The organism is Limnobacter sp. CACIAM 66H1, from assembly GCF_001601825.1.
Taxonomy (GTDB): Bacteria; Pseudomonadota; Gammaproteobacteria; order Burkholderiales; family Burkholderiaceae_B; genus Limnobacter.
In genome coordinates this window covers 1-9,778 of the sequence record NZ_LUJK01000077.1, presented here as the reverse complement: position 1 = coordinate 9,778, position 9,778 = coordinate 1, and the positions used below count along the sequence as shown (strand labels likewise).

The 9,778-nt window shown below is 52.9% G+C and carries 11 protein-coding genes; 7 read left to right on the top strand and 4 right to left on the bottom strand.

Annotated elements, in window-relative coordinates; translation table 11 throughout:
* The 3 genes from A0129_RS14975 to A0129_RS14965 all read left to right on the top strand — a co-directional run.
* A partial coding sequence (locus A0129_RS14975) for an efflux RND transporter permease subunit (RefSeq protein ID WP_291716209.1) occupies nt 1-1,942 on the top strand: 1,942 nt, incomplete at its 5' end.
* A gap of 29 nt (nt 1,943-1,971) precedes the next feature.
* A complete protein-coding gene (locus tag A0129_RS14970; protein ID WP_240605653.1) occupies nt 1,972-2,364 on the top strand; it encodes a hypothetical protein in 393 nt (130 codons plus the stop codon).
* Nucleotides 2,365-2,366: 2 nt separating this feature from the next.
* Nucleotides 2,367-2,696, top strand: a complete 330-nt coding sequence (locus A0129_RS14965) for a YnfA family protein (RefSeq protein ID WP_105027829.1) — start codon at nt 2,367-2,369, stop codon at nt 2,694-2,696.
* Here A0129_RS14965 and A0129_RS14960 read toward each other — a convergent pair.
* Together A0129_RS14960 and A0129_RS14955 are read right to left on the bottom strand one after the other, a co-directional pair.
* Nucleotides 2,693-4,024 (bottom strand): AarF/ABC1/UbiB kinase family protein, encoded by a 1,332-nt coding sequence (locus tag A0129_RS14960; RefSeq protein ID WP_105027830.1) that lies wholly within the window; start codon nt 4,022-4,024, stop codon nt 2,693-2,695. The genes A0129_RS14965 and A0129_RS14960 overlap by 4 nt on opposite strands.
* A gap of 109 nt (nt 4,025-4,133) precedes the next feature.
* Complete coding sequence (locus A0129_RS14955; protein ID WP_105027831.1) at nt 4,134-4,445, bottom strand: hypothetical protein; 312 nt, start codon at nt 4,443-4,445, stop codon at nt 4,134-4,136.
* 187 nt (nt 4,446-4,632) lie between these two features.
* Here A0129_RS14955 and A0129_RS14950 point away from each other — a divergent pair, with 187 nt between their 5' ends.
* From A0129_RS14950 to A0129_RS14940, 3 genes are all read left to right on the top strand, one after another.
* On the top strand, nt 4,633-5,364 hold the full coding sequence (locus A0129_RS14950) for a heavy metal response regulator transcription factor (protein ID WP_171097028.1): 732 nt from the start codon (nt 4,633-4,635) through the stop codon (nt 5,362-5,364).
* A 32-nt stretch (nt 5,365-5,396) separates the two neighbouring features.
* A complete protein-coding gene (locus tag A0129_RS14945; RefSeq protein ID WP_291716208.1) occupies nt 5,397-6,680 on the top strand; it encodes an ATP-binding protein in 1,284 nt (427 codons plus the stop codon).
* Nucleotides 6,681-6,796: 116 nt separating this feature from the next.
* Entirely contained in the window at nt 6,797-8,422 is a 1,626-nt protein-coding gene (locus tag A0129_RS14940; RefSeq protein ID WP_291716207.1) for a phosphoethanolamine transferase, read from the top strand.
* Here A0129_RS14940 and A0129_RS14935 read toward each other — a convergent pair.
* Entirely contained in the window at nt 8,331-9,059 is a 729-nt protein-coding gene (locus tag A0129_RS14935; RefSeq protein ID WP_291716206.1) for a phosphatase PAP2 family protein, read from the bottom strand. The two genes, A0129_RS14940 and A0129_RS14935, sit on opposite strands and share 92 nt — an antisense overlap.
* A 223-nt stretch (nt 9,060-9,282) precedes the next feature.
* On the opposite strand from A0129_RS14935, the gene A0129_RS14930 reads away from it, so the two are divergent.
* Nucleotides 9,283-9,393 (top strand): MICOS complex subunit MIC60, encoded by a 111-nt coding sequence (locus tag A0129_RS14930; protein WP_240605654.1) that lies wholly within the window; start codon nt 9,283-9,285, stop codon nt 9,391-9,393.
* Here the strand turns inward: A0129_RS14930 and A0129_RS14925 are convergent.
* Nucleotides 9,385-9,778, bottom strand: a 394-nt coding sequence (locus tag A0129_RS14925; protein WP_291716205.1) for a cation diffusion facilitator family transporter, incomplete at its 5' end; no start/stop codon positions are given. The two genes, A0129_RS14930 and A0129_RS14925, sit on opposite strands and share 9 nt — an antisense overlap.

Below are 9,778 nucleotides of genomic sequence, written 5' to 3'. Positions count from 1 at the left end.
CGGTTTGGCCATTGCCATCGGTGGTTTGGTTGATGATGCGGTGGTGGACGTGGAAAACATTCTTCGCCGTTTGAAAGAGCAACGGGCCAGGCACCCCGGTGCCTCATTCGACCTGATCGCACTGGTTCGAAAAGCATCGCTGGAAGTGCGAACCGGCATTGTGTACGCCACGGCCATTATTGTGCTGGTGTTTATTCCGCTGTTTGCGTTGCCGGGTATTGAAGGCAAGCTGTTTGTGCCTTTGGGCATTGCGTTCATTGTGTCCACGCTGGCCTCGCTGATTGTGTCGGTCACAGTAACGCCGGTGTTGTCGTATTACTTGCTGCCGCGCATCAAGAACCTGGACCATGGCGACACCAAGGTACTGGCATGGTTGAAGGCCAGGTATCAGCAAAGCCTGATGCCCGTTTTAAACAAGCCGAAGGCTGCCATTGCGGCCGGTGTGGTGGCAGTGTTGATTGCGGGTGTTTCAGTGCCGTTTTTTGCCAAAACATTTTTGCCACCGTTCAACGAGGGTACCTTGTTGATCGGTATGCGCTTGAATCCGGGCGTTACTTTGGAAGAATCGTCAAAGCTGGCTTCGCAGGCCGAATTGCTGCTTCAGGGTGTTCCGGAAATTACCCATGTGGGTCGGCGTAGCGGCAGGGCTGAACTGGACGAGCATGCCGAGGGTGTGCATGTGTCTGAACTGGATTTGGGTTTGATTCCCGCAAGTGAAATGACACGCCCCATGGCCGAAGTTCAGGCAGATATTCGGGCAAGGCTGAAGAACCTGCCGGCAGCCGTTGCGCTTGGGCAGCCCATTTCACACCGAATTGATCACATGCTCTCGGGCGTGCGTTCACAAATTGCCATCAAGGTGTTTGGTGAGGATCTCGACACCCTTCGGGGCACCGCAGAGCAACTGCGTGCGCAGTTGGCCCGCATTGATGGTCTGGTTGATCTTGAAGTTGAGAAACAGGTGTTGGCTCCGGAAATCAAGGTGCGGATCAATTACGACGCCGCTTCCCGGTACGGCGTGTCGTCCTCCGATATTCTGCATTCACTTCAGGCTCTGGTGGAAGGCGAGAAAATTACCCAGGTGGTGGAAGGCAACCGGCGTTTTGCTTTGGTGTTGAAGCTGGCTGAAGCGGATCGAGGCCCGCAGCAACTTGAACGGTTGCTGATTCCAACGCCCCAGGGTGCAGTGCCTTTGTCGGTGCTGGCGCAGGTCGAGGACGGCGATGGCCCCAACCAGATCAGCCGTGACGATGGCAAGCGCCGAATCGTGATTTCTGCCAATGCCCAAGGCCGGGCCTTGTCGGAAGTGGTGGCCGATATTCGCAACACAGTAGATGGCCTTGAATTGCCTGAGGGCTATTTCATTACCCTGGGTGGGCAGTTTGAAGCGCAGGAAGAGGCCACACGGCTGGTGGGTTTTCTGTCCATTATTTCGCTCACTTTGATGTTCGCTGTGTTGTACAGCCGTTACCAGTCAGTGCGGCTGTCGGCCATTATCATGGGTAATATTCCGCTGGCCATGGTGGGCGCTGTACTGGGCCTGTGGCTGTCGGGTCAGCCGCTGTCGGTGGCGGCCCTGATCGGCTTCATTACGCTGGCTGGAATTTCCGTGCGCAACGGGATTTTGAAAGTCAGCCACTACATCAACCTGATGCGGTTTGAGCATGAGCAATTTTCACAGTCCATGATTCTTCGAGGCTCTATGGAACGCCTGAGCCCTGTGTTGATGACTGCCCTGGTTACCGCGTTTGCCTTGGCCCCTTTGCTGTTTGAAGCTGAGCGCCCCGGCACCGAAATTTTGCATCCTGTGGCGGTGGTTATTTTCAGCGGGCTGATCAGCTCGACCTTATTGGACACTTTTTTAACCCCTGCACTGTTCTGGGTTTTTGGGCGCAAGGATGCTGAAAAACTGATGGAACAGGCCGACGCGCAAGCGTTGTAATTTTTTTAGTTTGAACAAGGAGAATGAACATGAAATCAATCAAATTGCTGTGGTGCGCACTGGCACTGGGTCTTGGTTTGAATACCGTATCGGCAATTGCGCAAGGAAAAGACATACACAGCACCGAGCCCAAATACGGCGGTATCGTCTCTGAAAGCAATCACATGGAGTTTGAGTTGGTGGTAAAGCCTGAGGGCACTTCGCTGTACGCCATGGATCATGGCGAGCCGGTGGACTTCAGCAAAGCCTCTGGCAAGGTGATTTTGTTGAACGATGGGCAAAAGAAAGAGATTGTATTAACCGGCAATTCCACCGTGCTTCAAGGCGAGGGTGTTGAACTGAAAACCCCGGCTTACACGGCACTGGCCACGGTGGAGTTTGCAAACAAGAAGAAAACCACTGTGCGTTTTAAAACAAAGTGAACATGGAGTTGCTGAAACTCTCTGCCTTGTTCGCGGCCACTGCGGTGTCTGAAATTCTGGGTTGTTACCTGCCATGGCTTGTTCTAAAACAAGACAAAACGCCATGGCTCTGGATTCCGGCAGTGGGATTTCTTGTGTTGTTTGCGTGGTTGCTTACTTTGCACCCGTCAGCCGCTGGCCGAACGTATGCAGCTTACGGTGGCATGTACATCACCGTTGCCTTGCTTTGGTTGTACTGGGTTGAGGGTGTTGGCTTGACACGGTGGGATGTGGCTGGGGCCTTGCTTGCACTTGCAGGCATGGCAACCATCATGCTTCAGCCCAGGGTTTAGGTGTTCACGCACTGTGAAACATCCACCCGCGCTTTCAAGCGGGTGACCAGCAAAAACAACCCACCCAGCTTGCGGTGTATGAACAGGCAGTCGATGGGCGGGGCGTGCCAGAATTGGCGGTCTTCGCCGAGCTCAAAGCCTTTGTCGCGAATTCGCGCGGCCAGGTCGGTGTTGCCAAAATCAAAACAACCCTTGGTGCAAAAAGGCTCGCAGGCCAAATCCATCAAGTCAAGTACCAACTCCCTGTGGTGGGTTTGCGTGCTTGAATCGAAATAGCCAATGCGGGTCGCGGCCTTTTCCATCAGGCTGCGGCTGCCTGCCTGTGCAGCTTTCATCACGTCCACATAACCGTCCACCAGTTCTTTATCAAAACTGCGGGTGGCACCAAAATCAAGTAATACCACTTTGCCTGTTTTGGGGTTGTAGCGGTAGTTCGCAAAATTAGGGTCAGTTTGCATCAAGCGCATGCCCAACAATTCTTTGAACAACAACTGGAACATGGTGGTGGCAATTTTGTCGCGAACCGGTTGGGTGGCATGGGCCATTTGTTCAATCGGCATACCTTCCACATAGCGCATGGCCAATATGCCCTGCGTGGTCAGGTCGGTGTTCACCGTGGGAATTTCGAACCGTTCGTCTTCGCCCAATGCTTCGGTGTATTTGGCGATGTACTCGGCTTCCCTCAGGTAATCCGCCTCCTCATGCAGTTGTTTTTTGGCTTCTGCCAGCAATGCAGCCAAATCAAAAGTTTTGGGCACCAAGCCAGTGAAACGCAAAATGGTGGCCACATTGTCAATGTCGCTGTCGATGCTGTCGCGCACACCGGGGTACTGAATTTTAATGGCCAGTTTTTGACCATCCAGTGAAATGGCTTCGTGCACCTGCCCGATGGATGCGGCTGCAATCGGTGTCAGGTTGAATTCGCGTACTCTCTCGCGCCAGTTCTCACCCCATTCTTTTTCGAGCACGGCCAGCAATTGTTTGCGCGGCATGTGCTTGGCGTCTTGCCGAAGTTTGGCCATGATTTCCGCCAGTTGCGGTGGCAGCATGTCGCCCGCGTCCATCGACACCAATTGCCCCAGTTTCATGGCCGCCCCGCGCAGTTGGGCCAATTGATCGGCCACGCGAAGGGCGTTTTTGGGGGTCAGCAACAGACTGCTCAGTTTGGGGCGTTTGCCTTGTGCCAATTGTTTTGTGCCGTTTTTAACCACTGAGCCCGCCACGGTGGTGGCCAGGGCGCCAAACCGGCTCAAACGTGCAAAGCGCCCCGAAGGCACAGCCGATTCGTTTGAGTTGTTGATCGCAGGGGGTTTCTTGCTGGACGACATGAAGAGTACTGCTTTGAGGCAAAGATGAACCTCATCTTAAAACAAAAGGCGCCTGTGCGGGGAATCACAGGCACCTTTGAAAACCGGTGAATTAACCGGTGTTCTTCAATCAGCTGGCATCGCCTTCAGTCAGGTCAACACCATTGATTTTGCTCAGTACTTCGGCGCGGGTTGTATTTGACAGTTGAACCTCAGCGGTCTCGCTGGCGTCACCTGCGATCGGGCTGAATTCGCCGGTTTGTACTGCCTTCTGATATTCATTCAACACAGCTTGGCGTGTAGCTTGGTTACGCTGACTTTCGGCTGCCACTACGTGGCTGGTGCCATCGCCTTGCTGAGTTGCTGGGTTGGCCATGACCACGGCTGGTACAGATGCTGAAATGGCCAATACGGAGGTGGCGATCAATTGACGTGCGTTCATGGTAAATCTCCTTTTGAGGTACTTCACTAAGTTTTGCCGTTGCGTTATTGCGTTGGCATGAGTCGTACTTTACGCAGCCTCGAATTACCAAGTGCCCACAGGCACATTACAAATTTGTAATTTAAAAATATCGGCCCAGCTTCTATACTGCGTGTTGTGTTTACTTGGCCGCAGCGGTGCAGTTTCGATGAAAATTCTGGTGATTGAAGACGAAAAAAAACTGGCCAGCTACCTTCAGAAAGGGTTGAGCTCGGAAGGCTTTGTGGTGGATGTTGCCCACAACGGCATTGACGGTTTGCACCTGGCCACCGAGGGCCATTACGAACTCATTATCCTAGATGGCATGTTGCCCGACCTGGATGGCTTGGGCGTTTTGGCCGCCTTGCGTCAAACCATGAACATCCCCGTGCTCATGCTGACCGCCCGCTCTATGGTGGAAGACCGTGTGAAGGGCTTGCAGGCGGGTGCCGATGATTACCTGACCAAACCCTTTGCATTCTCCGAGTTGGTAGCTCGTGTGCACGCGCTGGCACGTCGTGCGCAAGGCCAACCCAGTGCCACTGCCGACAGCAGCCACCTCGGCCTGGCGGATCTTGAACTGGACGCCGTAAAGCGCCAGGCCAAGCGGGCTGGGCAAGACTTGCGTTTGACCGCCAAAGAATTCAGCCTGTTGTGGTTGCTGTTGCGCCGAAAAGGCGAGGTGCTTTCTCGCACCGAGTTGGCAGAACTGGTGTGGGACATGCACTTTGACAGCGAAACGAATGTGGTGGATGTGGCGGTGCGCCGCTTGCGCAGCAAAATGGACGAACCTTTTGACCAGCCTTTGTTGCACACCGTGCGTGGCATGGGCTATGTGCTGGAACAACGCGCGGTGGTTGAGCAGGCCAATGAGCAGGCCGTAGGGGACCTTCCATCGTGAGGCGTTCAATAGCAAGGCGATCTTCATTGCAAATGTCGATACTCAGTATTCTGGGCGTGGGCATTATCGCCATCATCAGTTACCAAGCCATTTGCATGTGGCAAGACATGCGGCACCAGGACACACTCAGCCGCGCAGCTTCCAGTGTTGAACAGGTGTTGGGCCGTAACAGCGAGCTTTTGCCCACTGAAATGTGGAGCCGGGTGGATGAATTGCTGTTAAGCCTTGGCAATGTGCGTGCAAAAGTGCACGGAGAAAACGGGCAAGTGCTATATGGCCCGCAGTTGTTGTTAAGCCAGGTGAAGCACAAAGTAAGCTACATGCACCCCTTGAACGGACTGGGCGGCAGCATGCCCATGCGAGATCTAGAATTGGCCATGGATGTGTCTGAAGACAAACGTTTTTTGAAGTTCATTGCTTTGCTGTTTACGGCGGTTACAGTGGTTTGGGGATTTTTCATCATGCTGTTGAGCGGCACACTGGCCCGGTTTGAATTGAAACCCCTGAACAAGTTTGGTCGAAAAATTGCGGACTTTGATCCTTCAGATGTCAACGCCAGAATCAAAAGCGACCATGAACCCGAAGAGCTTTACCCGGTTATTGAGCAGTTCAACAAGTTGATGGGCAAGGTAGGGCAGTATCAGGAACAGTTGCGATCGTTTAACTCCAATGTGGCACACGAGTTGAACACGCCTTTGTCCAGCCTTACCGTAAGCCACGAGTTGTTGTTGCGCGAGAAGAACCCCGATCCCGAGCATTTGAAAGAAGCCTTGCACAGCCACCTTGAAGAACTGCAACGCATGAACCGCATTATTCAAAGCATGCTGTTTTTGTCGCATGCCAGCCAGGGACAGTACAACGATTTTCGCTGGGTTGAAAAGTTGAGTGAACCAGTGATGACGGTGATGGACTACATGGAGGCCATGCTGGAGGAAAAGCATTTGCACTTTGAATTGCACGGCGATGCTTCAGCACGCATTGATTCCGAATTGGTCAAGCGGGCTTTGTCCAACCTGGTGTCCAATGCGATTCGGTATGCCGAAGAGGGCAGCACCATTCACATTCACATTGAACCTGCGCATGCGAGTGGCTTGGTCAACGTTACCGTGAGCAACAAAGGCGTGTGTATTCCCCAGCGTAGCGTGCCTCATTTGTTTGAGCCTTTCTACCGGGTAGATCAATCGCGCAATGAAAGTGGGCATAACCATGGTCTGGGCTTGGCGATTGTGGCTGCCATTGCCCGTTTGCATGGGGGTGAACCCTTTGCCCAGTGCGATGGGGAATGGGTACGCATCGGGTTCTCAGTGAAACAATAACGAGCTGGATCAAGTCGCCTGGAGGCAACGCTAAGGGTAAATCAGTGGCATCGGTGTACAATTTCGCTACCAAATAAAAGCCGTCTTTGCCGGCTGCATTGATCAGGAACAACACCATGTGGCGCAATATTTTCAATCCGCAAAACCGTTGGGTCGCAGGTGTTTCTGCGTTCCTTATGCTTTTGGCCAACGGCAGTTTTACAAGCCGCTTGGTGCAAGCCTATCCCCTCTCCGATGGCAATGTGTTGTTTGTTGCATCCGTATTTTTGTTGTTTACCCTGGCCACCACTTTGTTGTTGGTATGGTTGTGCCATGGGCGAGCAGCGCCTTGGGTGTTGGCTCTTTATTTGATTGCTTCAAGCATGGCGGCGTATTTCATGTCGACCTACGGCACGGTGATTGACCAAACCATGCTGGAAAACACCTTGCAAACCAATGCGGCCGAGGCAGGCGACCTGTTTTCGATTTCCATGCTGTTGTACTTGTTGGTTCTGGGTGTGTTACCTGCCTGGTACGTGCTGCGGCGCATGCCCAGGGCAAAGGGCCTTGCAACAGAACTTCGCGCCAAGGCATTGTTCAGTGTGTGTTTGCTGGCAGGCATGGTGTTGTTGATTGTGCCTTTTACCTCCCAATACGCTTCATTTTTCCGTGAACACAAAAGCCTGCGCTTTTACGCCAACCCCACGTATTTCACCTACTCGGCCATTCGCTTGGCCAGCAGCAAAATCAAAGGCAGTGCTGGCCCCGTGGTGGTGCAGGCAGTTGCGCCAGACGCCGCATTGCATGATGAACCCCCGCTGCACCCCAAAGAACTGATTGTTTTGGTGGTGGGCGAAACGGCGCGTGCCGACCGGTTTGCACTGAATGGTTACACCAAGCCCACCAACCCCATGTTGGGCAAAGAAGATGTGGTTTCTCTGGGCAATGTTACTTCCTGCGGTACATCAACCGCCGTGTCGGTGCCCTGCATGTTTTCACTGGCTGGGCGCGATGGCTTCGATGGTGATAAGGTCAATCAATTCGAGAACGTGCTGGATGTGCTGAAACGCCAAGGCGTTGAAATTTTGTGGCGCGACAACAATTCCGATTCCAAAGGCGTTGCCCTTCGTTTGCCCTACGAGAATTTTCGCGACCCGGCCATCAACCCGGTTTGCGATTCTGAATGCCGAGACACCGGCATGCTGGTTGGGCTTGAAGACCACATACGCAAACACCCCGGCAAAGACCTGTTGATTGTGCTGCATCAAATGGGCAACCATGGCCCCGCTTACTATAAACGCTACCCGCCAGAGTTTGAGCGGTTTACTCCGGTGTGCAAAACCAATGAGTTGTCAAAATGCACCGACGAAGAAATCAACAACGCCTACGACAATGCAATTTTGTACACAGATCATTTTTTGGCGCAAACCATTGCTTTGCTGAAAAAATTCGATTCAAGCCATGAAACTGCCATGCTGTACGTGAGCGACCACGGCGAGTCCCTGGGTGAAAAAGGCATGTATCTGCATGGTGCGCCGTATGTGTTTTCGCCCAGGGAACAAACCCATGTGGCTTCGGTGTTGTGGTTTGGAAAAAACTTTGACTACCGTACTGACGACTTGAGGCTGGTCAAGGATTATCCCTTCACGCACGACGACTTGTTCTGCGCACTTATGTTGACTTTCGAGGTTGAAAGTGGCGTTTGCACGCAGCGCACCAATGCTTTGAAAGCTCATTTTGAGCAGCAAGGGCAAACAAGGTAACACCCCAGCAAAGCCATGTTGTGGCTAGTACATGGCTTACAAAATGGGCACCCTTGGCAATTTGCACGCCGCCAGCCAGCCCACCCATCAACAGCACCGCGATGGTCATTGTGCTGCGGTGTTGCCTCAACCACGGCATTGGGCTGTACAACAACACAATCCACATGAATGCGGTGGATGCGTGCCCGCTGGGAAAGCATTTTCCGGGTCCCGGGTTCGCAACAACACGGGTGTTTTGAAACAACCGGAAATAATCGGCTGTTCCGCCGTACAGCTTCAAATTCCAAGGGCAACTGTGCACGGACTGGGCCTTCAGTACGCTGACCACCAGTGCGGTCAGCAAGCTGACCAGCAGAATAAAAACAATTGCTCCCCCATATTTCAGCCTGAAAGGTTTTAAGCACAACAGAAAACCAAAACCCAGCCAAATGCCAGCCGCAAGCCAACGCAAACCATCGTGTAGAAGAAGGCCAAGCCACTGGTTTTGTTTCAATGGAAAATTCGCTGCCTGCGGATCAAAAAATACATTCGAAATGGCCTGGTCCCAGCCCGTGTAGCGGTTAAGAAAAACAATGAACAGACCTAGCAGTGCCCAGACTGCCCAGTGGTGAATTCGGGTTGGGTTTTCAAACAGCAAATTGATCTCCTGGCCCTGAGAGGGTAGCCACACTACACCGGGTTGATGCGATAAGAGCAGTTTAACCGGCTCGCTGGGGCCGAGAAAGAGGGATTCCGGGAAGTTTCAAAAACTCATCGATGCAGAAACGCATCTAATGTTGCGCTAAGTTTGCATGGGCAAAGTAGGAACTGTCACAAGCAAACTTGTTTGATTGATTGACTTTCAACTACGGGGTGAAATTATGAAACAGAGAAAATTGTTTACCGCCCTGATTGTAACCGCAAGCGCGATTGCCGGGGGAAGCCTCGCATATGCCAGCAACAACCCGGCAGACCTGGGCGCTTCATGGTGAGCCGGTGTAGCTGTGTTCTCCACTTGCATCGCTACACGGTGTAGCCTCAAGCTGAATGGTGGTGTGGTGCAAGTCAAACCGGTTTGCTAGCATGGTGCGAATTTGTTGAAGCAAATCAGTCCAATCCACCTCCCGGTGCTGGCATACCACATGAACTGACAAGCTGGACTTGCCGCTGGAAATGGACCACACATGCAAATCATGAATGCTGTCCACGCCACAGTGGCTCGACAGTGCCTGCTTGATCTCGTCAATGTTCAAATGTTCCGGTGTGCCCTCCAGCAAAATATGTGTGCTTTGTTTTAACAGGGCCCACGCACGTGGCAGCACCCAAAGCCCGATGCCCACGGCAATTACGGAGTCGATCCAGCCCCAACCCGTCCAT